This is a genomic window from Kitasatospora sp. MAA19 (assembly GCF_029894125.1).
Lineage (GTDB): Bacteria > Actinomycetota > Actinomycetes > Streptomycetales > Streptomycetaceae > Kitasatospora.
The window spans coordinates 18,918-45,338 of record NZ_JARXYZ010000040.1 but is presented as its reverse complement, the minus strand read 5'-3'; the positions used below and the strand labels follow the sequence as shown (position 1 = coordinate 45,338).

Here is a 26,421-nt window from a genome sequence, read left to right as displayed (position 1 = left end):
ACGCGGGGGGAGACGCTCCGGAGGGGATCAGGCCACGCTGTCGGGGCCCGGCGCGGCACCGGGGCCGGAGCCGGTGCCGGTGCCGGTGCCGGCCTCGGCGCCCGCGACCGGCGCGGCGGCCGCGCGGCGGCGCCGGACGAGCAGGCCACTGGTCGCGGCGAGCACGGCCACCAGCACCGCGCCACCGACCACGGCCGCCACCGGGAAGCCGTCCGAGGAGGACGCGGCGACGGGCCCGGTGGCGGGGCTCGCGGCGGGGCTCGCGGTGGCGCTCGGCGCGGTGGCCGGGGCACTGCCGAGATCGGGCAGCGGGGGCAGCGCGGCCGCCGGGTCGAGCGCGACGGCGAAGCTCAGCGGGTCCATCTCGGTGCCGGCCGGGTAGAGGCCGCCGAAGGCCTTGGCGCCGCCCTCGGTGAGCTTCAGCGGCACCTCGACGGCCTTCAGCAGGCCGCCCTCGGGCTTGAGCCCGGCCGGGTCGAAGGCCGCCAGCTCGACGCCGGTGAGCTGCTGGGTGGCACCGTCCGGGGTGCGGCCGGAGACGTCCGCGACCAGTCGGCCCTGACCGCCGGACACGGTGACACCCGGGTTGGCGAGGGTGAGGTCCAGGCCGTAGGTGTCGCCGCTGCGCAGGCCGGTGAAGCGCACGGTGCCGGCGAAGGCGGCGGTGAGGTCGCCGTTCGCGGGGTCGTACCGGCCCTTGGCCGGGGTCCAGCGGAAGAAGGCGCCGCCGTCCGCCGCACCGGCGCCGAGTTCCCAACGGCCGTGGGCGATCGCGCCGGTGACGTAGTCGCGGAAGGTACGGCGCACGCCCCAGTCGAGGGCGCCGCCGGCGAACTCGGTCCGGGCCGGGGCCCGGGTGCCGGGCGTACCGGCCGGTGCGGCCGGAGCAGAGGACGCGGCCGGGGGCTCGGCGGCCGCCGAGGGCGACGGCACGGCGGTCGGCGACGGAGCGGACGGGGCGGAGGACGTGGCCTGCGCGGCGGGCAGGTTGACCGACAGGGTGAGCGGGTCGAGGGCCGTCCCGGCGGGGTAGAAGTCGCCGAAGGCCTTCGCCCCCGCGTCGGTGAGGGTGCCCGGCACGTTGCTGAGCGTCAGGGTCCCGGCCGCGCCCCGCAGGTCGACGCCGGCCAGCGAGAGGTCGGCCAGCTTGGCCTGGCTCGCGCTGCTGACCTGCCCGGTGTCCTTGGACTTGCTGCTGACGTCGGCGTACAGCCCGGCCGCGCCGCCCTGGACGGCCCGGAAGCCGAGCCGGCTGACGCTCAGATCGAGCGCGTTGGCGCCGTTCTCCTGGTGCCCGGTGAACCGGACGCCGCCGGAGAAGGAGGCGGTCAGTGCGCCGGTCGCCGGGTCGTAGCCACCGGTCGCGGAGTGGAACCGGAAGGTGCTGCCGCCGACCGTGGCGGCGCCGCCGGTGAGCGTCCAACTTCCCTTGGCGATGGGCCCGGTGATGTACGTCAGGAAGGACTGCTTGATCCCCCAGTCCAGCCGTCCGCCGGCGACCTTGCCCTCCGCCGCCACCGCCTGGCCGGGTGACAGGCCCACCACCAGCAGGGCGGCGAGGGCGGCCACCAGGGTGGCGGCCAGACGGCGGAGCCGGCTGGGCAGGGGCACGGCGGATCACTCCTCGGCAGGGTGCGGGGGCGCGGCAAGGGAAGGGTCCGGTGTGCTGCCGACCCCCTTGCGGAACTCAGGTAAGGCTAACCTAATATATGAGTCAAGAGTCCCGCCGCGACCCCCCGACCAGGACCGAAGCGGCGACAACTCCCGGCGAAGGGAAGCACGTTGAGCAGCAGTACGATCCGACCCCGGGTGGCCCGCGGGCCCGCCCTCCTGCTGCTCGCCCTCGGCCTCCTGCTCGCCCTCACCGCCTGCGGCCCGTCCGGCACGGCCGCCAAGGCGACCGCGGCGGGCTCCTCCCGGGCCCCCGACGCGGTCGAGCCGCTGCCCGTGGAGCCCGTCCCGCAGCTCCCGGCCACCACCGCCTCCGTCGACGGCCGCCAGGTCACCGTCACCAGCGCCGAGCGGATCATCCCGCTCAACGGCAGCCTCGCCGAGCTGGTGTTCAGCCTCGGCCTCGGCCCCAAGGTCGTCGCCCGGGACGTTTCCACCACCTTCCAGCAGGCCGCCGCCCTGCCGGTGATCACCCAGGCCCACGACGTCTCGGCCGAGGGCGTGCTCTCGTTGCACCCCACCGTCGTCCTCGCCGACCGCTCCACCGGTCCGGCCGAGGCCATCGCGCAGATCCGCGCGGCCGGCGTCCCGCTGCTCGTCCTGGACGACGCCAAGCGGCTCGCCGACGTCGGTCCGCGCATCGACACCGTCGCCGCCGCCCTCGGGGTCCCGGACGCCGGCCGGCAGTTGACGGAGCGCACCGGACAGCGGATCGATGAGGCCAAGGCCGCCGTCCCGACCGCGGGCCGCCGCCCCAAGGTCGCCTTCCTCTACCTGCGCGGCAGCGCCTCCGTCTACCTGCTCGGCGGGCCCGCCTCCGGCGCCGGCTCGCTGATCGAGGCGGTCGGCGGCGAGGACGCCGGCACCGCCGCCGGCCTCAGCGGCGACTTCACCCCGCTGACCAGCGAGGCCCTGGTCAAGGCCGCGCCCGACGTGATCCTGGTGATGAGCAAGGGCCTGGATTCGGTCGGCGGCGTCGACGGCCTGCTCAAACTGCCCGGCGTCGCCCAGACCCCGGCCGGCCTCGACCGCCGGATCGTCTCGATCGAGGACGGCCAACTGCTCAGCTACGGCCCGCGCACCCCCCAGGTGCTGCGCGAGATCGCCGCCCAGCTCTACCCGGCGGACGCCAAGTGACCACCGCCGTACGGTCGAAGGCCGCACCCACCGTCAGCAGGACCACCCTGATCACCGCCGTGCTCGCCGCCGCCCTGGTGCTCTGCGCCCTGCTCGCGGCCGGCGTCGGCGCCTACCGCATCCCGCTCGGCGACATCCTGGCCTCCGCCGCCCACCGGCTCGGCCTCGGCGGGCACGCCCTGGACCGGGTGCCCGAGTCCGTGCTGTGGAACGTCCGGCTGCCCCGGGTGGTGCTCGCCCTGCTGGTCGGCGGCTCGCTCGGCTGCGCCGGGGCGCTGATGCAGGGCGTGTTCGGCAACCCGCTGGCCGAGCCCGCCGTGATCGGCGTCTCCTCGGGCGGCGCGGTCGGCGCGGTGGCCTGCATCGTGCTCGGCCTGGACGCCCTCGGCAGCTGGACGGTCACCGCCTTCGCCTTCGCCAGCGGCCTGCTGACGGTCTTCGCGGTGTACCTGATGGCCCGCTCCGGCGGGCGCACCGAGGTGGTCACGCTGATCCTCACCGGGGTCGCCGTGAACGCCTTCTGCGGCGCGCTGATCGGGATCTTCCTGTTCACCGCCGACTCCGCCGCGATCAGCCAGGTCACCTTCTGGCAGCTCGGCTCGCTCTCCCAGGCCACCTGGGGCAAGGTGCTCGCCGTCCTGCCGTTCGCCCTCGTCGGCCTGGCCGTCGCCCCGCTGTACGCCCGCAAGCTGGACCTGCTGGCCCTCGGCGAGCGCCCGGCCCGCCACCTCGGGGTGGACGTCGAGCGGATGCGGCTGGTGCTGATCACCGTCGTCGCGCTGCTGACCGCCGCGGCCGTCGCGGTCAGCGGCATCATCGGCTTCGTCGGACTGGTCGTCCCGCACCTGCTGCGGATGCTGGCCGGGCCCGGCCACCGCTTCCTGCTGCCCGCCTCGGCGCTCGGCGGCGCGCTGGTCCTGGTGGCCGCCGACCTCGCCGCCCGGACCGTCGCCGAGCCGGCCGAGCTGCCGCTCGGGGTGCTCACCGCGTTGATCGGCAGCCCGTTCTTCTTCTGGCTGCTGCGCCGGACCAGGACCAGGCAGGGAGGCTGGGCATGAGACTGCGGACCCCTCGGGAGGTGCCCGAACGGCCGTCCCCCGGCACGGAGTTGCTGACGGCCGAGGCCGTCCGGCTGGCCGTCGGCGGGCGTGCCCTGCTGGACGGCGCGTCGGTACGGGTCGCCGCCGGCGAGGTGGTCGCGCTGCTCGGGCCGAACGGCGCCGGCAAGTCCACCCTGCTGTCCGTGCTGGCCGGCGACGTCCGGCCGGACGGCGGCGAGGTCCGGCTGCGCGGCCGCCCGCTGGCCGGCTACGGCGCCGCCGAGCTCGCCCTGCACCGCGCGCTGCTGCCGCAGTCCGCCGCGCTGTCCTTTCCGTTCCCGGCCGACGAGGTGGTCCGGATGGGCCGCGCCCCCTGGGCCGGCACCGCCGCCGCCACCGAGGACGAGGCCGTGGTCGCCGAGGCGATGGCCGCCACCGAGTCCGCCGCCTTCGCCGGGCGCCCGTTCACCGCCCTGTCCGGCGGCGAGCGGGCCCGGGTGGCGCTGGCCCGGGTGCTGGCCCAGCGCGCCCCGCTGCTGCTCCTGGACGAGCCGACCGCCGCCCTCGACCTGCGCCACCAGGAGTTGGTGCTGCGGGTCGCCCGGGCGCGCGCCGCCGCCGGGGACGGCGTGGTCGTGGTGCTGCACGACCTGTCCCTGGCGGCGGCGTACGCGGACCGCGTGGTGCTGCTGACGGCCGGGGCGACGGTCGCGGACGGGCCGGTCGCCGAGGTGCTGCGCGCCCCGCTGCTCAGCGAGGTGTACGGCCACCCGGTCGAGGTGCTGCCGCACCCGCGCACCGGGGTGCCGCTGGTGCTGCCCGAGCGGGGCTGAGCGGGGCTGAGCGGGCTCAGTCCTCCAGCCGGAAGCCGAGCTTCAGGCCGACCTGGTAGTGCTTCACCTGCCCGTCCTCCAGGTGGCCCCGGACCTGCGTCACCTCGAACCAGTCGAGGTTGCGCAGCGTCCGGGAGGCCCGCTCCACCGCGTTGCGGATCGCGGCGTCGACACTCTCGGTCGAGGATCCGACGATCTCGGTCACCCGGTACACGTGGTCAGTCATGACGGACTCCCTCAGCTGTGCGACGGCCCCAGGTCCACCGTGCACCGCCGCCGGTCCGCCCGCACGCCGACGGGAGGTCCCAGCGCTTGTCCGGCAAGCGCTAGAACGCCGCCCGCACCTGTCCGACGGGCGCGCCGCCGCCCAGCAGCGGGGCCGCGCCGATCCGCTCGACGGTGTCGTCCGCACCGGTCACCCCGAGTCGACGCAGCGCGGCCGCCAGCACCGGGCCGCGGGCCCGCTCGCCGCCGTCGTCGATCTTGAAGGCGAGCGCCCGCCCGTCCGGCAGCGCCACCACCTGGACGGCCTCGGCGCCCATCTTGGACAGCGCGCCCGGGACGGCCCGCATCAGCCAGGTGTCGGCCCGGCGGGTGCCGGCCACGTACTCGGGGTGGGCGCGCATCGCGTCGGCCACCCGGCGCGGCGCGGTGCCCTCGGCGGCCAGCAGCAGGCCGCGGTAGCCGCGGGCCAGGCCGGTCAGCGTGACGGCCAGCAGCGGCGCGCCGCAGCCGTCCACCCCGACGTGCGCGGCGGTCTCGCCGGTGCCCTCCTCCAGGGCCTCGTGGGCCAGCCGCTGGATCGGGTGCTCCGGGTCCAGGTAGCCCTCGGTGTCCCAGCCGTTGGCGACGCAGGCGGCCAGCCAGCCGGCGTGCTTGCCGGAGCAGTCCATCAGGATGGGGGTGCGACGGCCGCCGGAGCCGAGCAGCAGTTCCGCCTCGGTCTCGTCCAGTGGCAGGTCGGCCGGGGTGCGCAGGGCGGACTCGTCGAGCCCGGCGGAGCTCAGGATCGTCCGGACGCCGTCGAGGTGAAACGATTCCGCAGAGTGACTGGAGGCGGCCAGCGCCAGCAGCTCGCCCCCGATCGCCAGTCCGGCCCGCAGCGTGGCCACCGCCTGGAACGGCTTGGCGGTCGACCGGGGGAAGACCGGCGCGTCGGGGTCACCGAGCGCGAAGTCGACCGAGCCGTCGGCGGCGAGCAGCACCAGCGAGCCGTGGTGCCGGCCCTCGGTGAAACCCGAGCGTATGACCTCGGCCAGGACGGACGGGGTGACGGACTGGGACATGGCGAGGCCTTCCGGGGTGAGGGTGGACCGGGGAGAGCCGGGCGCACCCGCCCATGGTGCCTCACCCGGTCAGAGCGGCCCCCCTGCGAGCAGGTCGTCGACCCGTGCTTCCCCATCACGGTACCTGCGGGTGATCTCGGCATTGCAACCGTCGGCCGTCCGCAGCAGCCGCTGCCGCCGCCCGGACACCTCGCGCTCGTGCGCGCGCAGCCGCTCCAGCGCGGCCAGCAGTTCCTCGGCCGGGTGCGCGGCCAGGTCGGCGAGCTGGACGTCCCCCATCAGCGTGTCCGCCTCCAGCTGGGACTCGTGGCCGCGCGGCGGCCCGAGCGTGACGTGCCGAGCCGAGCGCCGCACGCTGGAGGGCGCGTCGGTCAGGATGGCCGGGAGGCGGTCCAGCAGGTCGCCGGGGAGCCCGTCGGTGCCGCCCGCCCCGGCCGCGCGGACCGGGCCGCCGGGCCTGCGGTCGAGTTCGGCGCGCAGGATGTCCATCCGCCCGTGCAGCAGCCGCCGCAGGTAGGAGAGGTCGGCCTCCTGCTCCAAGGTCTCCCGGCGCAGGATCCGCAGCTGGTCCAGGCCCAGCCGCTCCAGATCGGGCTCTATCGCCGTTCCCAGGGCCTCGGCGCCCTCGGCGACCTCCGCCACGTGCCCGGACCGGTCCCACGCCGCGCTGCTCGCGTCCATCAACCAACCACCTGCCGTCGTCCGATCCCGCCCGCTCGCGGCACTCCGTCCCTGCCGCCGGTCCCGCCCGTCCCCCGACGGGCTCACACGTCCCGTCCGTTGGCACGCCCGGCCGCCCCCGGTGGTTCCGGTTCCCGGCCGGAACCACCCCTCGGGGCGACACCGCGGGAACGTCTGACCTACCGGCTCGACCGCCCGGCCGAACCCGGCCCGGTGCGGCGGACCCCATGGCGCCCCGAGCCCTTCGTACGGTCCACCAGCGTGCCACCCCGCCCGGCGCGTGCGCACGGCCCGTGCACCCGAACGGCCCCCTGGCGAACGGGGGTGGCTGATATGACCGGGTCTTTCCGCAGGAAGAGCGGCGCCCGACTCCGCGCAGGCGCGCAATACACGGCGTGCGACACCAACGTACGCGCCCCTTGTGTGCGCACCGGGTACCGTCGGACGGCCCGGCGGGCTCCGGCACAATGGCGGCATGCGAGCAGTGGTGCAGCGAGTGACCGAGGCCAGGGTGACCGTGGCCGGCGAGACCGTCGGCGCGATCGAGGGACCGGGGCTCTGCGTCCTGGTCGGCGCCACCCACGACGACACCCCGGCCAAGGCCGCGCAGCTGGCCCGCAAGCTGTGGACGCTGCGGCTGCTGCCCGCCGACGACGCGGGCGTGGAGCAGTCCTGCTCCGACCTCGGCGCCCCGCTGCTGGTGATCAGCCAGTTCACCCTCTACGGCGACGCCCGCAAGGGCCGCCGCCCCACCTGGAACGCCGCTGCCCCCGGCCCGGTCGCCGAGCCGCTGGTGGACGAGGTGGTCGCCCGGCTGCGCGAGCTCGGCGCCAAGGTGGAGACGGGCCGGTTCGGCGCCGACATGCAGGTGGCGCTGGTGAACGACGGCCCGTTCACCGTCCTCGTCGAGGTCTGACCCCAGGGCTTGTCCGGCCGGCAGGCCCTCGGCGAAGGCCCTACTGAGGGACGATCACGTCCTGGGTGCCCGGCACCGTCCCGGCCAGCAGCACCGCGTCCACCGGGACGTTCCGCTTGACGATCGCCAGCGCGATCGGCCCCAGCTCGTGGTGGCGGGCGGAGGACGTGACGAAGCCGAGCGGGCGCCCGTCCGGCTCGGCGGCCAGCCGCACCTCCGTCCCGTGCGGGGGCAGCGTCTCCTCGGTGCCGTCCAGGTGCAGGAAGACCAGCCGGCGCGGCGGGCGGCCCAGGTTGTGCACCCGGGCGACGGTCTCCTGCCCGCGGTAGCAGCCCTTCTGCAGGTGGACGGCGGTGCGCAGCCAGTCCACCTCGTGCGGGATGGTCCGGTGATCGGTCTCGAAGCCCAGCCGCGGCCGGTGGCCCTCGATCCGCAGCGCCTCGTACGCCCAGACCCCCGCCGCCGGGCCGTAGCCGGCGGTCAGCTCCTCCAGCCCGGCGCGCGGCACGAACAGGTCCCGCCCGTACGGGAGTTCGCGCACCGCGGCGACGCCCTCGACGGAGACGACGGAGCCCGCTGGCAGGTGCACCACGGCGTACTCGGCGGTCGCGTCGGCGACCTCCACCCGGTAGAAGAACTTCATGCTCTCCAGGTAGCCCAGCAGCGCCTCCTGGGTGCCCGGCTCGACGTGCGCCCAGGTGGTGGTGCCGTCGTCGACCAGGTAGAGCGCGTGCTCGACGTGCCCGTGCGGGGAGAGCACCAGCGCCTCGGTGGCCTCCTGCGGCTCCAGCGAGCTGACGTGCTGGGTGAGCAGCAGGTGCAGCCAGGCGAGGCGGTCCTGGCCGGTGACGGTGATCACGCCGCGGTGCGAGAGGTCGACGAAGCCCGTGCCCTGCGCGAGGTTGCGTTGCTCGCGGAAGATGTCGCCGTAGTGGGCGGCGACGCCCTCGTCGGCACCTTCGGCGGGAACGGCTCCGGGCAGGCTCAGCAGCGGGCTCTTCATACCGGCCAGCTTAGACCGGCCGGCAACGGGGCCCGCGGCGTCGTGCGACAGGCCCTACGACCCGCCGTCCGCGAGCTTGGCGGCGCAGTCGGCGCAGCGGCCGAAGATGGCGAAGTGCTTGAGGTCGGTGTCGAAACCGTGCTGCTCGCGCAGGCTCCGGATCAGCGGCTCGGCGATCTCGGTGCCGGTCTCGGCGACCTTGTCGCAGTCCCGGCAGACCAGGTGCAGGTGGTGATGGCGGCCGGCCAGGTGGTAGGTCGGGGCGCCGTGGCCGAGGTGGGCGTGCGAGACCAGGCCGAGCTCCTCCAGCAGCTCCAGCGTCCGGTAGACGGTGGAGATGTTGACGCCGCTGGCGGTCTGCCGGACGTGGCAGAGGATGTCGTCGGGGGTGGCGTGGTCCAGGACGTCGACGGCCTCGAGCACGAGCTGCCGCTGCGGGGTCAGCCGGTAGCCGCGTTCGCGCAGGTCGGTCTTCCAGTCGCCGGAGAGCTGCCAGTCGGTGGTGCCGGTGTCCGCCACGGTGCTGTCCCTGCCAAAGTCGGGGGTCCTGAAGCAAGTGTAGGGACCGGCCCGGGGGCCGGTCCCTACCTCTCGTGAAAGCAGTACCGCTCAGCGGAAGGCCGGGCTCACTTGAAGAAGGCGATGCCGTCGTCCGGCAGGTCGTTGATGTCCTTGATCAACTGCGCCGGGCTGAGCACCTTCTTCAGCTGGGCCGACATGTACGGACGCAGCGGCACGTTCGGAGCGGCCTTCTCGCCGACCCAGAGCAGCTCGTCGTTGACGAAGCCGTACAGCCGCTTGCCGCCCGAGTACTCCGGCGAGCCCTCGATCCGGGCCACCGCGTCCGTGGAGACGTCGATCTGCGGCTTGCCGTCGGCCAGTTCGCCGTACCAGATCTCCACCGTGCCGTCGTCACGGACGGAGGAGATCTCGATCCCGCGGGCACCGCTGGTGCCGTCCTGGTTGCTGGTGATGCGCCAGAACGCGTGCTCGTTCTCCAGCGGACGGACCTTCTCGCCCTCGTTGTTCAGCACCCAGGTGCGGGAGCGGAACTCCAGGAAGGGCCGGCCGTCGTGCCGGATCACGATCTCCTGGCCGAAGTTGCACTTCTCCGTGCCCGGGAAGTCGTAGACGCCCGCGCCCTCCCAGGTGCCGAGGAGGAAGGCGAGCGGGACGACGTCCTTGTGGAGGTCAGAGGGGATCTCGATCATGTTCCTGGTCGCTGTCGTCGTCGGTGTGGGGCTGCCTCAACCGTACGGCAGGATCAGCGCTGGCCCTGGTAGAGCTTCATCACCGAGAAGATGGCGAACCAGGTGATCAGCACGGCCATGAGGGCCAGCAGACCGTCGAAGAACATTTCCAGACCGGACACGGGGGGCTCCCAGGCGGCGACAGTGTGGTGGATTTTGCTGTCGCTCACTCTATCCGCCGGTCATCGGCCGGTCGCGGTGAGCCCCACCACGTCGCCGATCGCGCCGATGTTCCCACGCCGCCCAAGGTTTCCCCAAGGGATCCCGGGATGACGGCGAGCGGGGGCCGCGGGCGCTCTAAGGTGGCGCCATGTCGAAGAAACTCGTCATCAAGGTCACCGCCGGGGCCGACGCGCCGGAACGGTGTGCGCAGGCGTTCACGGTCGCGGCGGTGGCCGTCGCCAGCGGGATCGAGGTCTCGCTCTGGCTGACCGGGGAGTCCTCCTGGTTCGCCCTGCCGGGGCGGGCGGCGGAGTTCGAGCTGCCGCACGCCGCGCCGCTGCCGGACCTGCTGGAGGCGATCCTCGCCAGCGGCGCGGTGACGCTGTGCACCCAGTGCGCGGCGCGGCGGGGGATCGTGCAGAAGGACACCGTCGAGGGCGTCCGGATCGCGGGCGCGCAGGTCTTCGTCAGCGAGATCATGGCCGACGGCGTCCAGGCCCTCGTCTACTAGCTCGTCCACCGGCCCTCGTCCCCTGGCGCTCCTCTACTGACGCTCCTCGTGGTCGGGGCGGTCCCGGTCGTGGCCGGGATCGTCCCACTTCGGGTCGTCCCAGCGCGGGTCGTTCCACCAGTCGTCGTCCGGGTCCCGCTTGTTGGCGAACACCGCGGCGGCCGGCGGGATCACCATCGCGACCACGCACATGCCGATCGCGGCGGGCACGGAGAAGAACCTCACCACGCCCCAGGCCAGCACGAACAGGCCCAGACACACGCCCATCATGGCGAAGTAGAAGCGACGCCGCCGCCTTGCCTGCACCACTCCACGGTACGACCGAGGGCCCCGCCATGGCAGGGCCCTCGGTGAGGTTCGTCCGCGGATCAGACCGCGATCGCGACCTCGACGGCGGTGCCCTGGGAGGCCACCACCTGACGGTCCACGGTCTGGCCCGGCACCAGCGCGCGCAGGGTCCACTTGCCCGGGCGGGCGAAGAACCGGAACTGGCCGGTCGCCGAGGTGGGCACCTCGGCCGTGAACTCGCCGCCCTCGTCGAGCAACCGCACGTAGCCGTTGACCGGCTCACCGTCGCGGGTCACCGAACCCTGGATGATCGTCTCGTTCGCCACGTCAACTCCTGCCAGGTCCGGGCCGCCGGCCTTCGCACCGCACATGTCTTGTCTTCCCTTCTGACGACGGTCGAGCCGCGGGCTCAGTTGCCGAGCTCGATCGGCACGCCGACCAGGCTGCCGTACTCGGTCCACGAACCGTCGTAGTTCTTGACGTTCTCCTGGCCGAGCAGCTCGTGCAGGACGAACCAGGTGAGCGCGGAGCGCTCGCCGATGCGGCAGTAGGCGATGGTGTCCTTCGCCAGGTCGATGCCCTCGGCCTCGTACAGGGCCTTGAGCTCGTCGTCGCTCTTGAAGGTGCCGTCGTCGTTGGCGTTCTTGGCCCACGGGATGTTGCGGGCGCTCGGCACGTGGCCGGGGCGCTGCGACTGCTCCTGCGGGAGGTGGGCCGGGGCGAGCAGCTTGCCGGAGAACTCGTCGGGCGAGCGGACGTCGACCAGGTTGAGGCTGCCGATGGCCGCGATCACGTCGTCGCGGAAGGCACGGATCGAGGAGTCGGCGGCCTGCGCCCGGTACGCGGTGGCCTCGCGGGCCGGCACCTCGGAGACCAGGTCGCGCGAGTCCAGCTCCCACTTCTTGCGGCCGCCGTCCAGCAGGCGGACGTCGCCGTGGCCGTACAGCTTGAAGTACCAGTAGGCGTACGAGGCGAACCAGTTGTTGTTGCCGCCGTAGAGCACGACGGTGTCGTCGTTGGCGATGCCCTTGGCGCTGAGCAGCGCCTCGAAGCCGGCCTGGTCGATGAAGTCGCGGCGGACCGGGTCCTGGAGGTCCTTCTTCCAGTCGATCCGGACGGCGTTGCGGATGTGGTTCTTGTCGTACGCGGAGGTGTCCTCGTCGACCTCGACGATGACGACCTTCGGGTCGTCCAGGCGGGCCTGGACCCAGTCGGCGTCGACCAGGACGTCGCTGCGGCTCATGGTGGTGTTCTCCATCCGAGGGCGGTTTGCGGAAGGTTCTGCTCAGGAGGTGCTGCGCGGCGCCCGGACGACTGCCGTCCGAATTCCTGTCCGAATACTGGGACGGGACGGTGGCCCGGGCCTGCCGGCCAGGAGACTGCGGGGTGCGGCGACGACGGCCGGCCGAGAGGGCCTGGCATGGTCACCGGGAGGATCGGCGGGCGGGCGTCAACTGCCCAGCCAAGACGCCGAGTCAGCGCATTCGACACAGACAGGCGGCCACGCGGCACAGGTCGACCGCCCGCCGCTTCGTGAGATCCGTCTGTCGCTTCATGTCGACGATGCTAGGGACACCGAAGCCCCGCTGTCATCAGCGTACCGAATATTGAGACCAAATGGCCCGAATGCCGAGATTTGAGCTTTTCACGGCCGACCGGGCGACAGGCCGGGGCAGGTCCGGCGGCCCCGGGCGGCACACAACCGGTGGAAACGGAACCGCTCCGCGACCCGCGCTGGACGGCGCGTCTCGCGGAGCGGAACAGGACGGGAGTGACGGGGCGGCCATCAGCCCAGCAGCTTGACGCCCTTGCCCTCGAAGGTCAGCTGCAGGCCCTCAGGCAGCGGCGTCGCCCCGTCCTTGTCGGCCAGCTTCAGCCCGGCCGGGAGCGAGTCGAGCGTGAAGCTCATCGGCTCCAGCCTCTGGTTGGTGATCCCGGCGACCACGCCGGCCAGCCCGCTGAGCTGGAAGCCGTCCGCGGTCACGGTGTTCCCGTTGTTGTGCACCGAGCCCTCACCGACCGCGACCGGCCCCAGCGCGGCCTTGATCTTGCCCGGCCCGGCGTACGACAGGGTCAGCCGGGAGTTGCCGCCCACCGGCAGCTTGCCCGCCCCCGACATCAGCTGGGAGGCCGGTGGCAGCAGCTGCGCGAGGTCCGCGTACGAGATCAGGCCGCTGCCGGTGCCGTCGTCCACCGTGGCGCTCTTCAAGCTGTCGCTCACGGTGACGCCGGAGAGCTTGGCCTTGAACGAGTGCAGCGCCACCTGGTGACCGCCGTCACCGACGGTCAGGCCGTCGGAGGAGATCCGGACGTCGTCCAGCTTCATCGACAGCGCCTGGGTGAGGAACGGGAAGCCCTCGATCGAGACGTCCGGCCGCTGGCTCATCCGGCCGCTGCTCACCATCCGGTCGGCGGCCTGGTCCTCGGCCACGCCGACCGCGATCCGGTCGGCGCCGACCAGCAGGCCGGACACCACCACCAGGCCGATCGTCGCCTTCAGCCATCCGCGCATCGCTCTCCCCCGCCGTCGCCGGTCGCTGTCGTCGTTCGGTGTCGCTGTTCGTCGTAGTCGTCGTTCGTGGTCGTCGTTCGTGGCCGTCGTTCGTCGTGGTCGTTCGCGGCCGTCGTCCGGTGTCCCGTGGAGGCCGCCCGGCCGAGGCCGCTCCCGCACGACCGTACGACGTCCCGCCCCGGAGCGTGGTTCCGAGGCGGGACGTCACGGTCGACGGCCGGGGTCAGCCGGCCAGCAGGTCGGTGGCGAGCCAGATCAGCGGCGCGGCCACCGCCAGCGGCAGCGCCACGCCCGCCGTCATGTGCACGAACCGGGACGGGAAGTCGTACGCCGCGACCCGGCGGCCGACCAGCGCCCCCAGCCCCGCCAGCGCGCCCAGCGCCAGCGGCGCACCCACCAGCAGACCCAGCAGCACCGCCGCCAGCAGGCCCAGCACCGGGCCCAGCTGCTTCGGGCCGGGCAGCGGCGCCGCGGCCAGCACGGTGGCCAGCGCGACCGCGCCCACCCCGGCCGGCACCCAGTCGGCCACCAGCAGCGTGGTGCACAGCACCGTCACCACCGTGGCCGAGCCGAGCACCGTCAACGCGTAGAACCGCTCCTTCGGGTCCGAGGGGCGGAACGTCTGCAGCACCAGGACCAGCAGGAAGAACCCGCCCAGCGTGCCGACCACCGCCGCCACACTGCCGTCGGAGTCCGCCAGCAGCACCGCCGCGTCCGCGGTGAGCCCGGCCAGCGCGGCGAGCGCGATGCCCTGGCGGGCCGGCCACATCCCGTTCAGCCGGAACCAGCCGGCCGCCGTCAGCACCTGGAGCAGCGCCACCACCAGTGCCAGCGCCACCTGCCCGAGCGCGGCGCCGCCGGCCAGCAGCGCGGCCACGCCGGCGGTGATCAGCGCGGGCTGCAGGCCCGGGTCGATGATCGGCGAGCCGGTCCGGCCGCGCGGGCCGGCGGGCGGTGCCACCGGCGCGGGCTGCGCCGGGACGGCCCCGTACGGCGGCGCGGCCGGGGTACCCGCCGGGGCGCCCGGGGCGACCGGGCGCTTGAGCGTCATGGTCGGCGGGTCGAAGGCTGGGGTCCCCGCGTACGGCGCCGGGGCCGGTGCAGGAGCGGCGGGGGCGGCGTGCCCGGCCGGCGGCTGGGCGGGCGTCCGGGCCGGTGGGGCGACCGGCATCGTGCCGGACACGACCACCGGCGGCAGCAGCGTGGTCGCGGCCGCGTCCTCCATCGGAGGGACCGGCGGCAGCAGGGTGGTGGCCGCGTCGTCCATCGCCGGCACGGGCGGCAGCAGCGTGGTGGCCGCGTCGTCCATCGCCGGCACGGGCGGCAGCAGCGTCGTCGCGGCGTCCTCCATCGGCGGCTGCCCGTGGCCGGGGTAGCCGTACGGCGGCTGCTGCCCCTGCTGCGGGTACTGCCCCTGCTGAGCCTGCGGGTGCTGCGGGTACTGCCCCTGTTGCGGCTGCGGGTACTGCTGCTGCGGCTGCGCGTGCTGCCCCTGCTGCGGATACTGCTGCTGGGGCTGTTGCGGCCATTCGCCGTAGCCGCCCTGGTTCGCGTTGTTCATGTCCGTCACGCCGCTCAGCCTCCCGCGAACGGCGGCAGTACCTCGACCGTTCCGCCCTCGGTGAGGGCGACGGTCGCGTGGTCCCGGCCGCCGACCTGGGCGCCGTCGACCAGGTAGGAGCAGTGCCCGAACAACTGGACGAGCTTCGGCCGGTCCGCGTGCCGCCGCTTGGCCGCCGCGAGCGCCTCCGCCAGGGTCACCGCCTCGTACGGCTCCTCGGCCAGCCCGGCCTCGGACTTCGCGGCCGCCCAGTAGCGGATCGTCCCGCGCACCCGGGCGCCGCTCGCGGGCTCCGTGGTCGCACCCATCGGGCCACCCCTTCTCGTCGTCCTCGCCCGGCCCCGGTACCCCGGTCCGGCTCGCCACCGGAGTGCCCGCCAGACCACCCGAAAGATGGACTCGCACGGCGCCGCCGATGTGCGTCCCATGATGGCGTGTCCGCCGCCACGACCGGCAATCGCCCTGGCCCAGGGCGCCCGGAGGACCGGTCGAAGCTGTGTCCAGGCTCACCCGGCGCACGCCCGGATTGGGCGAACCGCCGGATTCGAGCCCTCCCGGTGCGCAGGCCGGTCGGCTATCCTCGACGTCCAAGAGGGATCCGGGCAGAGTCGCCCCCGGGTCCTTTTGTGCTTTCAGGACGCCAGTACGGACGTTCTTGCGATTCGTCGGCCCACCCCCGGCGCGTCGTGGGAACCGCTCCCCGCCTCACGCGGCACAACGACGTGCCGCGGCCGGCCGGGGTGTCGCCACCCGGCGACCGGGCCGCCGCCCGGGGCCGGACCAGACCGGAGGGTTCGCGGGATGAGCAGGGCAGAAACGGTGCGCCAGGGGTTGCGGGACCCTCGGCGCGTGCGCCGCCGCGTCCTGCGCGCCGGCCGATCCTCCGGTACTCCTCAGGCGCCCGCCGTCCTCCCCCTCACCTCAGCACGTGCGCCATCCGGCTGTGGCGGCAGCCGTAACGCGACCGCGACGACCCGGAAAGGGGACTACCGGGTATGAGTTCTCTCCTCCTCCTCACCAACGCGCTGCAACCCTCCGCGGAGGTGCTGCCGGCCCTCGGCCTGCTGCTGCACAACGTCCGGGTGGCTCCCGCCGAGGGATCCGCCCTGGTGGACACCCCCAGCGCGGACGTCATCCTGGTCGACGGCCGCCGCGACCTGCCGCAGATCCGCAGCCTCTGCCAGCTGCTGCGCTCCACCGGCATCGGCTGCCCGCTGATCCTGGTCGTCACCGAGGGCGGCCTCGCCGCCGTCACCGCCGAGTGGGGCATCGACGACGTCCTGCTGGACACCGCCGGCCCGGCCGAGGTCGAGGCCCGGCTGCGGCTCGCACTCGGGCGACTCCAGGTCGCCACCGACGACAGCCCGATGGAGATCCGCAACGGCGACCTCTCGGTCGACGAGGCCACCTACTCCGCCAAGCTCAAGGGCCGGGCGCTCGACCTCACCTTCAAGGAGTTCGAGCTGATCAAGTACCTCGCCCAGCACCCCGGCCGGGTCTTCACCCGGGCGCAGCTGCTGCAGGAGGTCTGGGGCTACGACTACTTCGGCGGCACCCGGACGGTCGACGTGCACGTCCGACGGCTGCGCGCCAAGCTCGGCGTCGAGCACGAGCAGCTGATCGGCACCGTGCGCAACGTCGGCTACCGCTTCGTCGTCCCGGAGAAGCCCGAGAAGGGCGAGCGCCCGGAGCTCGCCCAGCGCCCCTCGGCACCGTTGGAGGCCTGACGGAGGCCGGGCGGGGTCGGCCCCGCCCGGCTTGTCCGGTTCGCCCCCTCGGCACCCGCAGTGCACCCGCCGGCAGCCCCCAGGACCCACTGCCGACGCGGACGCCACACGCGTAGACTCCCCCCGTGGCCAAAGTGACGCGCGACGATGTAGCCCGGCTGGCTGGTACCTCGACCGCGGTCGTCAGCTACGTCATCAACAACGGGCCGCGCCCGGTCGCGCCCGCGACCCGGGAGAAGGTCCTCGCCGCGATCGAGCAGCTCGGCTACCGGCCGAACAGCGTCGCCCAGGCCATGGCCTCGCGCCGGACCAACCTGATCGGCATGGTCGTCCCGGACGCCCGCCAGCCCTTCTTCGCCGAGATGGCGCACGCCGTGGAACGGGCCGCCTCCGATCGCGGCAAGCTCGTACTGATCGGCAACTCCGACTACGTGGACGACCGCGAGGTGCACTACGTCCGGGCCTTCCTCGGCATGCGCGTCTCCGGCCTGATCCTGGTCAGCCAGGGCCCCTCGCAGCGCGCCGCCGAGGAGTTCGCCGCGATGGAGGGCGCGAAGGTCGTCCTGCTGCACCGCCGCCCCGAGGCCATAGACGACGTCGCGGTGGTCACCGACGACGTGGGCGGCGCCGAGGCCGTCGTCCGTCACCTGCTGGAGGTGCACGGGCACCCGTACGTGGCCTGCTTCGGCGGCCCGGTCGAGTCCCCCGCCCCCGGCGACCCGGTCATCGACCACGTCGAGGGCTGGCAGCGCGCCATGGACGCGCACGGCCTGCCCACCGAGCCCCACCTGATCGACGCGCCCTTCCACCGCTACGGCGCGTACGACGTCGCGCTCGACCTGCTGCGCTCGCCGGACCGGCCGTCGGCGATCTTCTGCTCCACCGACGACCAGGCGATCGGCGTGCTGCGGGCCGCCCGCGAGGTCGGCCTGAAGGTCCCGGAGGACCTCGCGGTGGCCGGCTTCGACGACGTGCCCGAGGCCGCGCTCGCCGACCCGCCGCTGACCACCGTCGCCTCCGACCGCGACGCGATGGCCCGGGCCGCCGTGGACCTGGTGCTCGACGACTCGCTGATGGTGCCCGGATCGGACACCGAGCGGGTCCGCAAGTTCCCGTCCCGCCTCGTCATCCGCCGCTCCTGCGGCTGCGACGGCGCCGCCCCGGCCCCGTCCGGGGAAGCGGAGTAGCAGCCTCCGCCAAACCGGCCGCCGCACACCGCCTGACCAGGCTTTATGAGAACCCAACGGGCTTCTCGGACCCTTCTGAGCCGGTTCTCATCCGATCCTCATGCCCCGGGCGGACGTTAGTCGGCATGAGCGAACAGCAGCAGCACCACGACGAGCAGTACGGTCCGTACGAGCCCCGCGTGGTCGAGGGCACCGTCCTCGGCAGCAGCGCCGCCACGACCGCCTACGGGTACCGCGAGGACCACTCCGACGGCGGCTTCGACGCCCCGCCCCCGCCGTCCATGCCCCCCGCACCGCCCACCGCCGGCCAGCCCGGCGGCCACGGCAACCGCGCCCGGCGCGGCCTGCTGCGCGGACGGCTGGCCCTGGTCACCGCCGTCGCCGCGGTCGCCGCTGTCCTCGGCGGTGTCACCGGCGGGTTCGTCGCCGCCGAGCAGCACTCCTCCGGCACCCGCACCAGCACCATCGCCAGCCCCGTCTCCGCCCGCTCCGACGGCGGCGCCGACGTGACCGCCATCGCCGCCGCCGTCTCGCCGAGTGTCGTGCAGATCACCGTCAAGAACGGCAAGGGCACCGCCACCGGCACCGGCGTCGTCCTCGACACCAGCGGGCGGATCCTGACCAACTACCACGTCATCGACACCGCGGCCGACGGCGGCCAGATCACCGTCACCTTCAAGGACGGCTCCACCGCCCCGGCCACCGTCACCGGCACCGACAAGTCCCTCGACGTCGCCGTGATCACCGCGAGCGGTGCCAAGAACCTCACCCCCGCCACCCTCGGCGACTCCTCCACCGTGGCCGTCGGCGACCCGGTCGTCGCCATCGGCAACCCCGACGGACTCACCGGCACCGTCACCTCCGGCATCATCAGCGCCGAGAACCGCGACGTCACCGTCCAGCTCGACGAGGGCAGCACCAGCAACAACGGCGGCTTCGGCTTCCCCAACCTGCCCGGCCTGCGCGGCAGCCTCCCGCAGCAGAACAGCGGCAGCACCACCACCTACAAGGCCTTCCAGACCGACGCCGCCCTCAACCCCGGCAACTCCGGCGGCCCGCTCATCAACGCCAACGGCCAGGTCATCGGCATCAACTCGGCGATGTACGCCCCCAGCGGCACCAGCTCCACCGCCGGCGGCGGTAGTGCCGGCAGCGTGGGCCTCGGCTTCGCCATCCCGATCAACGACATCAAGCAGGTTCTGCCGAAACTGCAGGCCGGCCAGAACCTGTAAGACGGACAATTACTCCCAGTAGGCCCTCCACCCGACGAGAAAGGGCAGCCGCCCATGACCCCGTCCGCCGACGACCGCACCCCCGCCGAGCCCGGCCACCTGTCCGCCCGGCTGCTCGTGGTCGACGACGAACCCGCCCTCCGGGACGCCCTGGAGAGCAGCCTCGCCTTCGAGGGCTACGAGGTCGCCACCGCCACCGACGGCTACGAGGCCCTGGAATCCGTCGAACGCGACCGGCCCGACCTCGTCCTGCTGGACATCATGATGCCCCGGATGGACGGCCTCACCGCCGTCCGCCGGATGCGCTCGCGCGGCGACACCGTCCCGGTCCTGATGCTCACCGCCCGCGACGCCGTCGGCGACCGCGTCACCGGCCTCGACGTCGGCGCCGACGACTACCTCGCCAAGCCCTTCGAGCTCGACGAACTGCTCGCCCGCGTCCGCGCCCTGCTGCGCCGCAACGCCCTCGCCACCGAGGCCGCCGCCCGCGCCGCCGCCGAGGACGAGAGCGAGGTGCTGGCCTTCGCCGACCTGCGGATGAACACCGCCACCCGCGAGGTCACCCGCGCCGGCAAGCCCGTCGAACTCACCCGCACCGAGTTCATGCTGCTGGAGATGTTCCTCTCCCACCCCCGCCAGGTCCTCACCCGCGAGCAGATCCTCAAGGCCGTCTGGGGCTTCGACTTCGAGCCCTCCTCCAACTCCCTGGACGTCTACGTGATGTACCTGCGCCGCAAGACCGAGCAGGGCGGCATGCCCCGCCTGATCCAGACCGTACGCGGCGTCGGCTACGCCCTGCGCCCGGCCGCCGGCGCCACCACGTGACCTCCGACGCCCCCATCCCACCCCCGCCGCTGGCACCCCCGCTCATCCCCCGCCGCCGGCGCCTCACCCAGTGGTTCCGCTCCCGCTCCCTCCGCAGCCGCCTCATCTTCCTGACCTCGGCGGCGGTGGCGGTGGCCATCGCCCTGTCCGCGCTGGCCTGCTGGTTCATCGTGGAACAGCGGATGTACGGGCTGGTCCGCAGCGACCTCCAGAGCATCCGGGTCCAACTCCCCCCGATCAGCCCCAACGACTGCGCCGCGACCCCGCAGTCCGCCCTCAAGAACCTCCAGAACAACTCCCGGCAGCCCCCGGTCGGGGCCTCGGTCCCCCGCGACACCCAGTACGTCCTGCTCAGCCCGTCCGGTCCTCCCCTGGTCTGCCTGCCCATGAGCTCCAACAAGGCGATCCTGGTCCAGACGGACGACAGCAAGGCCCTGAACCTCAAGCCCGGTCAGTCGATCATCCGGGACGGCCGTTACACCAACGGCAAGCCCGCCATGGTCCTGGTGACCAGTGCCCGCTCGGAGGTCCTCGGTTACCCGACCGCGCTGGTGCTGGTCGCCACCTCCACCCAGGCCGCCGAGGAGTCCCTCCGACAACTCGCCATCCTCCTCGGCGCCGTCGCCCTCGGCGGCATCGCCCTCGCCGCCATCGCCGGCCGCCTGGTCGCCCGGTCCGCGCTCAAGCCCGTCGACCAGCTCACCGAAGCCGTCGAGCACATCGCCCGCACCGAGGAGGTCGGCACCACCATCCCCGTCCACGGGGACGACGAGATCGCCCGCCTCTCCACCTCCTTCAACTCCATGAGCACCGCCCTCGCCAACTCCCGCGAGCGGCAGACCCGGCTGATCGCCGACGCCGGCCACGAGCTCCGCACCCCGCTGACCTCCCTGCGCACCAACGTCGACCTGCTGATCCGCAGCAACGAGACCGGCCGCCCGCTGCCCGCCGCGACCAAGACCAAGCTGCTGGGCAACATGAAGGCCCAGATGCAGGAGCTCACCGTCCTGATCGGCGACCTGCTCCAGCTGTCCCGCCCGGACTCCCCCAAGCCGGTCCGCAACCTCTCCGTGGTGGCGCTGCACGAGATCGCCGGGCGGGCGGTCGAGCGGGCGAAGCTGCGCGGCCCCGGGCTGGTCTTCGAGACCGCGACCGAGCCCTGGTTCGTGCAGGGCGACGCCGCCGCGCTCGAACGGGCGGTGATCAACCTGTTGGACAACGCGGTCAAGTACAGCCCACCCGGCGGCACCATCGACGTCCGCCTCCAGCAGGGGATGCTGACCGTCCGCGACCACGGCCCCGGCATTCCGCCGGACGAACTGCAGTACGTGTTCGACCGGTTCTGGCGTTCGCCGTCCTCGCGGCAGCTGCCCGGCTCCGGGCTCGGCCTGTCGATCGTCGCGCAGAGCGTCCGGGAGGCGGGCGGCGAGGTGTCGCTGGGCCCGGCCGGGGACGGCGGTCCGGGCACGCTGGCGACCGTCCGGCTGCCCGGCGGCCCAGCCCCCGAATGACGCAGGACGGGCGGGGCGCCCCGACAGCGCCCCGCCCGTCCTGTGCCGGCTCACGGTCAGTCGATGTCGCTGCCCGGGCCGATGACCTTGATCCGGTCCTGCGCCGGGGCCTTCAGCGGCGAGGCCGCCGAGCTGTGGGCGCCCAGGTAGGCGGTGAAGACGTCCAGGTCGGAGGCGCCGACGAGCTTGTCGGTGCCGGCCGCGAAGGCCGGGAAGCCGTCGCCGCCGCCGGCCAGGAACTCGTTGGCCGCGACCCGGTACTTGGCGGCCGGGTCGACCGGGGCGCCGTTCAGCCGGACCGAGTCGGCGATCAGCCGGTCCGCGCCGGTCTTGCGCATGTCCAGGGTGTAGTGGAGGTTCGAGGACGGCTGGAGGATCTTCGGCGCGGCCTCGTTGGAGCCGCTGACCTGCTGCTGGAGCAGCTGGATCAGCTGGGCGCCGGTCAGCGTCTTGACCTGCATCATGTTGGTGAACGGCTGGACGGTGAACGCCTCGCCGTAGGTCACCACGCCGTCGCCCTCACCGGCGGAGGCCTTGTAGACCAGGTCGGAGCGGATGCCGCCGGGGTTCATGAAGGCGACCTGCGCCCCGCCCTTGTCGGCCGCGGCGAGCCCCTCCTGCTGGGCGTCGGCGATCAGGTCGCCGAGCGGCTTCTCCAGGTCGCTGCTGCCACGGCCGTTGATGTCCGCGCCGATGTAGCCGATCGGACGGTTGGCGATCGGGGCGGCCAGCTTGGAGTAGTGGTCGATCAGCGCCGTCATGTCGGGCGCCTTCTCGACGGTGCGACGCACCACGTGGTTCTCGGCCTTGACCGACGGGCGGACGATCTCGCCGGTGGTCTTGTCCAGCTTCAGGTCGATCTCGGTGTAGAGCCGGCCGAAGGAGGCGGCGCTGGTCACCGAGCGCGGGACGCCGCTGGGGTCGGGGATGCTGCAGGCGTACGCGTTGTGGGTGTGGCCGGTGACGATGGCGCCGATCGACGGGTCGAGCTTCTTGGAGATGTCGACGATCGGGCCGGATATGCCCTGGCCCGCCGGGCCGCAGTCGTAGTTGTAGACGCCGCTGGCCGGGTAGCCGCCCTCGTGGATCAGCGCGACGATCGAGTTGACGCCCTTGGCCTTGAGCTCGGCGGCGTACTTGTTGATCGTGGTGACCTCGTTGGCGAACTTCAGGCCCTTGACGCCCTCGGCGGTCACGATGTTCGGCGTGCCCTCCAGGGTGACGCCGATGAAGCCGACCTTCACGCCCTGCGACTTGGTCACCCAGTACGGGGCCAGCAGCGGCTTGCCGGTCTTCTCGTCGGTGACGTTGGCCGACAGGTAGTTGAAGTTGGCGCCCTTGAACGTCCGGCCGGGCTCGTAGCAGCCGTCGACCGGGTGGCAGCCGCCGTCCTGCATGCGCAGCAGTTCCTGCGCGCCCTCGTCGAACTCGTGGTTGCCCACCGAGGTGACGTCCAGGCCGAGCTTGTCCATCGCCTCGATGGTCGGCTCGTCGTGGAAGAGCGCCGAGGTGAGCGGGCTGGCGCCGATGATGTCGCCGGCCGCGACGGTGATCGAGTCATCGGCCGGGATCCGGGCCTTGCGCAGCTCGGTGGCCAGGTACTCGATGCCGCCGGCCGGGGTCGAGACCTCCTTGCCGGTGGCCGGGTCGATCTCCTTGACGGTGCCGGACGAACCGGCCGGGGGCTCCAGGTTGCCGTGGAAGTCGTTGATCGCCAGCAATTGGAGGTTGACGGTCTTGTGACGCTTGGCGTTGGCGTCGGCGGCCTGCGCGGCCGTCGGCACGGCCACCGTGCCGAACAGACCTGCGGCGGCGACGACGGCGAGCGCCGCGCGTCGGGATCTGACGGAGAGCATGAGGGTCCCCTGCACCTTGGAGGAGCGCCCGCTGTGAACTGGACCGGGCGTCTGGGCGATGTGTTGCGCCTGTGAAGCCTAGGGTCAACGCGCGTAGCTGTCAGGACGTTGAACGTAACGAGAGGATTACCTGCTGACGAACCATCGCCGTCCGACGGGAGCCGCGACGGTTCCGGCGCGCACGCCCGCACCGCCGGAACGGCCGCCCGCCCATCCGCCCGACCCGGCCGCTCGAACCCACGACCCGGCCGCTCAGACCCCCGGCTCGGCCGCCAACTGCCGCTCGGCCCGGTCCCGTTCGGCCACCGCGTCCTCGGTCATCGCGCGGTCGGTGTACACCAGCGGCCGCTCGGCCTCGGTGATGATGTGCTTGACCACCTGCACGTTGCCGTTGACGTCCCAGACCGCGATACCCGGCGAGAGGGTGGGAATGATCTCCACCGCCCAGCGCGGCAGGCCCAGCACCCGGCCGGTGGCCCGCGCCTCCTCGGCCTTCTGCATGTAGATCGTCCGGGTGGAGGCCATCTTCAGGATCGCCGACGCCTCCTTGGCCGCCGCGCCGTCCACCACGTCCGACAGGTGGTGCACCACCGCGACGAAGGAGAGCCCGAGCCGACGGCCGAACTTCAGCAGCCGCTGGAACAGCTGGGCCACGAAGGGGCTGTTGATGATGTGCCAGGCCTCCTCGACCAGGAAGATGCGCTTCTTCCGGTCCGGCCGGATCCAGGTGTGCTCCAGCCACACGCCGACGATCGCCATCAGGATCGGCATCGCGATCGAGTTGCGGTCGATGTGCGAGAGGTCGAAGACGATCAGCGGCGCGTCCAGGTCGATGCCGTCGGTGGTCGACCCGTCGAACATGCCGCGCAGGTCGCCGTCGACCAGGCGGTCCAGCACCAGCGCCACGTCCAGGCCCCAGGACTGCACCTCGTCCACCGCCACGCCCAGCGACTCCACCGAGGACAGGTCGGGGTTGCGCAGGGTGTCGATGATGTCGTCGAGCACCGGCTGGCGGTCCGTCACCGTGCCCACCACGTGCGCGTGCGCGGCCTTCAGCGCGAACCCGGCCCGCTCCTCCAGACCGCGTCCCATCGCCACCTCGACGATGGTGCGCAGCAGCGACAGCTGACCGGTCTGGGTGATCGCCGGGTCCAGCGGGTTGAGCTTCACCCCACCGTCCCGGGCCGCCATCGGGTCGAGCCGGACCGGCTTTATCCCCAGCGCGTTGGCGATCAGGTTCCACTCGCCGACGCCGTCCTCGCCCTGCGCGTCGAGCACCACGACCTGGCGGTCGCGGAACCTCAACTGCCGCAGCACGTACGTCTTCTCCAGCGCCGACTTGCCGTTGCCGGACTCCCCGAGCACCAGCCAGTGCGGGGCCGGCAGCTGCTGCCCGTACAGCTGGAAGGGGTCGTAGACGTACCCCTTGCCGCTGTACACCTCACGGCCGATGATCACGCCCGAGTCGCCCAGCCCCGGCGCGGCGGTGGGCAGGTAGACCGCCTGCGCCTGGCCGGTGGACGTGCGCACCGGCAGCCGGGTGGTCTCCACCTTGCCGAACATCAGGCTGGTGAACGCCTCGGTGAGGTTGCCGAGCGCCATGTGCGGCCTCCTGGTCTGGTCGGCGGGCGGTGGTGAGGGCTGACGGTCCGGACGTCAGCGGCGGATGCCGGTGGCGAACGGCAGGGTGTTGACGAAGGCCCGGTGGTGCTCGCGGTCGCACCACTCCAGCTTGAGGTAGCTCTTGCCGGCCGAGGCCCGGATGGTCCGCTTGTCCCGGGCCAGCGCGTCGGGGTTGCGCGAGGACACCGTGATGTAGCCGACCAGGTTCACGCCGGCCGCGCCGGAGGCCAGGTCGTCGCCGCGCTGGTCCACCCGGCCGGTGTGCGCCAGGTCGCGCGGGTCGACCGTCCGGTTCATCTTGGCCGCGCGGCTGGCCTCCGCCTCGTCGTTGGTCTTCTCCGTCAGCATCCGCTCGATCGCGACGTCGGTGGGCTCCAGGTCCATCGTCACCGCGACCGTCCGGATCACGTCCGGGGTGTGCACCAGCAGCGGCGCCAGGAAGTTGACCCCCACCGGGGTCAGCGGCCACTCCTTGACCCAGGCGGTGGCGTGGCACCACGGCTCCCGGGTCGCCGACTCGCGGGTCTTCGCCTGCAGGTACTGCGGGTGGGTCGCGTCCAGCTCGGCCGGCCAGGCGTTGCGCCGGGACATCGCCTGGATGTGGTCGATCGGGTGGTCCGGGTCGTACATCGAGTGCAGCAGCGAGGACAGCCGGGCCTGGCCCAGCGGCTGGCGCACCCGGATGTCCGCCTCCGCCAGCCGGGCGCAGATGTCGGTCAGCTCGCGCGCCATCACGGCCGCCAGCCCCTCGTCGTCCCGGGCCCGCCGACCGGTCGCCGTACGGCCCATCGCGTGCGCCTCGGCCGCGAGGTCGCGGGTGTAGTGCATGCAGGCCACCAGGTACGCCCGGTGCTGCTCCGAGGAGGTCGACACCATCGACTGCAGCTGGTCGTACGACTCCTGCAGCCAGCGCGGCGCGTCGTGGTCACCGCGCCGCTCGACGTCCTTCGCGTGCGCGTCCGGGTCGGCCGGCAGCGTCCGGGCCAGGATCTGCAGCCGCGTCACGAAGCCGTCCCCGTTGGCGACGTGCTTCAGCAGGGTGCCGAACCGGTCGACCAGCGCCTCCTGGTCCTCCGAGTCGCGCAGGCCGACGCCCGGGCCCTCGATCTCGATCGCGGCCGTCACCGTCCGCCGCTCCAGGTGCATCAGCACCCCGACCTCGTCCGGCCCGAACGGCGCGGTCAGCCAGCGCAGCCGCCCCACCCCGGGCGGCGGACCGACCTCCACCTCCCGGCCGTCCATCCGGGTGCCGGCGTCCATCACGTCCGAGCGCCACACCGAGCGGCCGTTGCGGACCGTCCGGCGGTAGGTGCGGTTGATCTCCGCCCACTTGTAGAACGTCCGCTTGCGGTACGGCACGTACACCGCCGCGATGGCCACCAGGGGCAGGCCGATCAGACCGCCGATCCGCAACGGCAGGATCGGCATCAGCAGGCCCCAGAGCATGCCGAGGAACGCCCCGAAGATGATCAGCATGATCTCGCCGGACTCCCGGTTCCGGCCGATCGGCGCGTTCGGGCGGGCCTTGCCGATCAGGTAGGTGCGGCGCTGGTGCACGTACGGCTGGGCGTACTGGGCGCCGTACTGGCCGAGCGGTTCGCTGCTCACT

General features: G+C 73.1%; 26 protein-coding genes. 10 read left to right on the top strand and 16 right to left on the bottom strand.

The window, feature by feature from the left end; all coding sequences use genetic code 11:
* Positions 1-27: 27 nt before the first annotated feature.
* Positions 28-1,611 carry an HtaA domain-containing protein gene (locus P3T27_RS35675; protein WP_280685457.1) on the bottom strand — a complete coding sequence of 528 codons (1,584 nt, stop codon included), beginning with the start codon at positions 1,609-1,611 and terminating at the stop codon, positions 28-30.
* Between the two features lie 171 nt (positions 1,612-1,782).
* On the opposite strand from P3T27_RS35675, the gene P3T27_RS35670 reads away from it, so the two are divergent.
* The 3 genes from P3T27_RS35670 to P3T27_RS35660 are packed head-to-tail and all read left to right on the top strand — an operon-like array spanning position 1,783 to position 4,681.
* Positions 1,783-2,808: an ABC transporter substrate-binding protein gene (locus P3T27_RS35670; RefSeq protein WP_280685456.1), complete on the top strand. Its 1,026-nt coding sequence runs from the start codon at positions 1,783-1,785 to the stop codon at positions 2,806-2,808.
* Positions 2,805-3,866, top strand: a complete 1,062-nt coding sequence (locus tag P3T27_RS35665) for an iron ABC transporter permease (RefSeq protein WP_280685455.1) — start codon at positions 2,805-2,807, stop codon at positions 3,864-3,866. The genes P3T27_RS35670 and P3T27_RS35665 overlap by 4 nt, the downstream gene beginning before the upstream one ends.
* Positions 3,863-4,681, top strand: coding sequence for a heme ABC transporter ATP-binding protein (locus P3T27_RS35660; RefSeq protein ID WP_280685454.1), 819 nt, complete (start codon positions 3,863-3,865; stop codon positions 4,679-4,681). Before P3T27_RS35665 ends, P3T27_RS35660 begins: the two co-directional genes overlap by 4 nt.
* A 16-nt stretch (positions 4,682-4,697) precedes the next feature.
* Here P3T27_RS35660 and P3T27_RS35655 read toward each other — a convergent pair whose 3' ends face one another.
* From P3T27_RS35655 to P3T27_RS35645, 3 genes are all read right to left on the bottom strand, one after another.
* Positions 4,698-4,907: a dodecin gene (locus tag P3T27_RS35655; RefSeq protein WP_280685453.1), complete on the bottom strand. Its 210-nt coding sequence runs from the start codon at positions 4,905-4,907 to the stop codon at positions 4,698-4,700.
* Between the two features lie 100 nt (positions 4,908-5,007).
* Positions 5,008-5,967 carry an asparaginase gene (locus tag P3T27_RS35650; protein WP_280685452.1) on the bottom strand — a complete coding sequence of 320 codons (960 nt, stop codon included), beginning with the start codon at positions 5,965-5,967 and terminating at the stop codon, positions 5,008-5,010.
* A 69-nt stretch (positions 5,968-6,036) separates the two neighbouring features.
* Positions 6,037-6,648: an ABC transporter substrate-binding protein gene (locus P3T27_RS35645; RefSeq protein ID WP_280685451.1), complete on the bottom strand. Its 612-nt coding sequence runs from the start codon at positions 6,646-6,648 to the stop codon at positions 6,037-6,039.
* Between the two features lie 475 nt (positions 6,649-7,123).
* Here P3T27_RS35645 and dtd point away from each other — a divergent pair, with 475 nt between their 5' ends.
* Positions 7,124-7,564 (top strand): D-aminoacyl-tRNA deacylase, encoded by a 441-nt coding sequence (gene dtd / locus P3T27_RS35640; RefSeq protein ID WP_280685450.1) that lies wholly within the window; start codon positions 7,124-7,126, stop codon positions 7,562-7,564.
* A 40-nt stretch (positions 7,565-7,604) separates the two neighbouring features.
* On the opposite strand, the gene P3T27_RS35635 is transcribed toward dtd, so the two are convergent.
* From P3T27_RS35635 to P3T27_RS35625, 3 genes are all read right to left on the bottom strand, one after another.
* Complete coding sequence (locus P3T27_RS35635; protein WP_280685449.1) at positions 7,605-8,567, bottom strand: glycine cleavage T C-terminal barrel domain-containing protein; 963 nt, start codon at positions 8,565-8,567, stop codon at positions 7,605-7,607.
* Positions 8,568-8,621: 54 nt separating this feature from the next.
* Positions 8,622-9,086 (bottom strand): Fur family transcriptional regulator, encoded by a 465-nt coding sequence (locus tag P3T27_RS35630; protein ID WP_280685448.1) that lies wholly within the window; start codon positions 9,084-9,086, stop codon positions 8,622-8,624.
* Between the two features lie 107 nt (positions 9,087-9,193).
* The gene (locus P3T27_RS35625; RefSeq protein WP_280685447.1) at positions 9,194-9,778 is read right to left on the bottom strand and encodes an FABP family protein; all 585 of its coding nucleotides are present in this window, start codon (positions 9,776-9,778) and stop codon (positions 9,194-9,196) included.
* Between the two features lie 349 nt (positions 9,779-10,127).
* On the opposite strand from P3T27_RS35625, the gene P3T27_RS35620 reads away from it, so the two are divergent.
* Positions 10,128-10,490, top strand: a complete 363-nt coding sequence (locus P3T27_RS35620; protein ID WP_280685446.1) for a DsrE family protein — start codon at positions 10,128-10,130, stop codon at positions 10,488-10,490.
* A 33-nt stretch (positions 10,491-10,523) separates the two neighbouring features.
* On the opposite strand, the gene P3T27_RS35615 is transcribed toward P3T27_RS35620, so the two are convergent.
* From P3T27_RS35615 to P3T27_RS35590, 6 genes are all read right to left on the bottom strand, one after another.
* Positions 10,524-10,796: a DUF3099 domain-containing protein gene (locus P3T27_RS35615; protein WP_280685445.1), complete on the bottom strand. Its 273-nt coding sequence runs from the start codon at positions 10,794-10,796 to the stop codon at positions 10,524-10,526.
* A 62-nt stretch (positions 10,797-10,858) separates the two neighbouring features.
* Positions 10,859-11,149: a DUF1416 domain-containing protein gene (locus P3T27_RS35610; protein WP_030059605.1), complete on the bottom strand. Its 291-nt coding sequence runs from the start codon at positions 11,147-11,149 to the stop codon at positions 10,859-10,861.
* 38 nt (positions 11,150-11,187) lie between these two features.
* Positions 11,188-12,021: a sulfurtransferase gene (locus tag P3T27_RS35605; protein ID WP_280685444.1), complete on the bottom strand. Its 834-nt coding sequence runs from the start codon at positions 12,019-12,021 to the stop codon at positions 11,188-11,190.
* A 543-nt stretch (positions 12,022-12,564) separates the two neighbouring features.
* The gene (locus P3T27_RS35600) at positions 12,565-13,290 is read right to left on the bottom strand and encodes a DUF2993 domain-containing protein (RefSeq protein WP_280685443.1); all 726 of its coding nucleotides are present in this window, start codon (positions 13,288-13,290) and stop codon (positions 12,565-12,567) included.
* A 223-nt stretch (positions 13,291-13,513) separates the two neighbouring features.
* Entirely contained in the window at positions 13,514-14,851 is a 1,338-nt protein-coding gene (locus tag P3T27_RS35595) for a hypothetical protein (protein ID WP_280685485.1), read from the bottom strand.
* A gap of 14 nt (positions 14,852-14,865) precedes the next feature.
* The gene (locus tag P3T27_RS35590) at positions 14,866-15,159 is read right to left on the bottom strand and encodes a MoaD/ThiS family protein (RefSeq protein WP_280685442.1); all 294 of its coding nucleotides are present in this window, start codon (positions 15,157-15,159) and stop codon (positions 14,866-14,868) included.
* A gap of 687 nt (positions 15,160-15,846) precedes the next feature.
* Between P3T27_RS35590 and P3T27_RS35585 the strand changes: the two genes are divergently transcribed.
* The 5 genes from P3T27_RS35585 (at position 15,847) to P3T27_RS35565 (ending at position 21,333) form a co-directional block, all read left to right on the top strand.
* Entirely contained in the window at positions 15,847-16,578 is a 732-nt protein-coding gene (locus P3T27_RS35585; protein WP_280685441.1) for a response regulator transcription factor, read from the top strand.
* A gap of 125 nt (positions 16,579-16,703) precedes the next feature.
* On the top strand, positions 16,704-17,765 hold the full coding sequence (locus tag P3T27_RS35580; protein ID WP_280685440.1) for a LacI family DNA-binding transcriptional regulator: 1,062 nt from the start codon (positions 16,704-16,706) through the stop codon (positions 17,763-17,765).
* A 125-nt stretch (positions 17,766-17,890) separates the two neighbouring features.
* Positions 17,891-18,997, top strand: a complete 1,107-nt coding sequence (locus P3T27_RS35575) for a trypsin-like peptidase domain-containing protein (RefSeq protein ID WP_280685439.1) — start codon at positions 17,891-17,893, stop codon at positions 18,995-18,997.
* 54 nt (positions 18,998-19,051) lie between these two features.
* The gene (locus P3T27_RS35570; RefSeq protein ID WP_280685438.1) at positions 19,052-19,822 is read left to right on the top strand and encodes a response regulator transcription factor; all 771 of its coding nucleotides are present in this window, start codon (positions 19,052-19,054) and stop codon (positions 19,820-19,822) included.
* Positions 19,819-21,333 (top strand): HAMP domain-containing sensor histidine kinase, encoded by a 1,515-nt coding sequence (locus P3T27_RS35565; RefSeq protein ID WP_280685437.1) that lies wholly within the window; start codon positions 19,819-19,821, stop codon positions 21,331-21,333. The genes P3T27_RS35570 and P3T27_RS35565 overlap by 4 nt, the downstream gene beginning before the upstream one ends.
* A 56-nt stretch (positions 21,334-21,389) precedes the next feature.
* Here the strand turns inward: P3T27_RS35565 and P3T27_RS35560 are convergent, their stop codons facing one another.
* From P3T27_RS35560 to P3T27_RS35550, 3 genes are all read right to left on the bottom strand, one after another.
* Positions 21,390-23,189: a bifunctional metallophosphatase/5'-nucleotidase gene (locus P3T27_RS35560; protein ID WP_280685436.1), complete on the bottom strand. Its 1,800-nt coding sequence runs from the start codon at positions 23,187-23,189 to the stop codon at positions 21,390-21,392.
* A 252-nt stretch (positions 23,190-23,441) separates the two neighbouring features.
* On the bottom strand, positions 23,442-24,791 hold the full coding sequence (locus P3T27_RS35555; protein WP_280685435.1) for an ATP-binding protein: 1,350 nt from the start codon (positions 24,789-24,791) through the stop codon (positions 23,442-23,444).
* Between the two features lie 54 nt (positions 24,792-24,845).
* Positions 24,846-26,420: an SCO6880 family protein gene (locus P3T27_RS35550; protein ID WP_280685434.1), complete on the bottom strand. Its 1,575-nt coding sequence runs from the start codon at positions 26,418-26,420 to the stop codon at positions 24,846-24,848.
* Position 26,421: the final 1 nt, after the last annotated feature.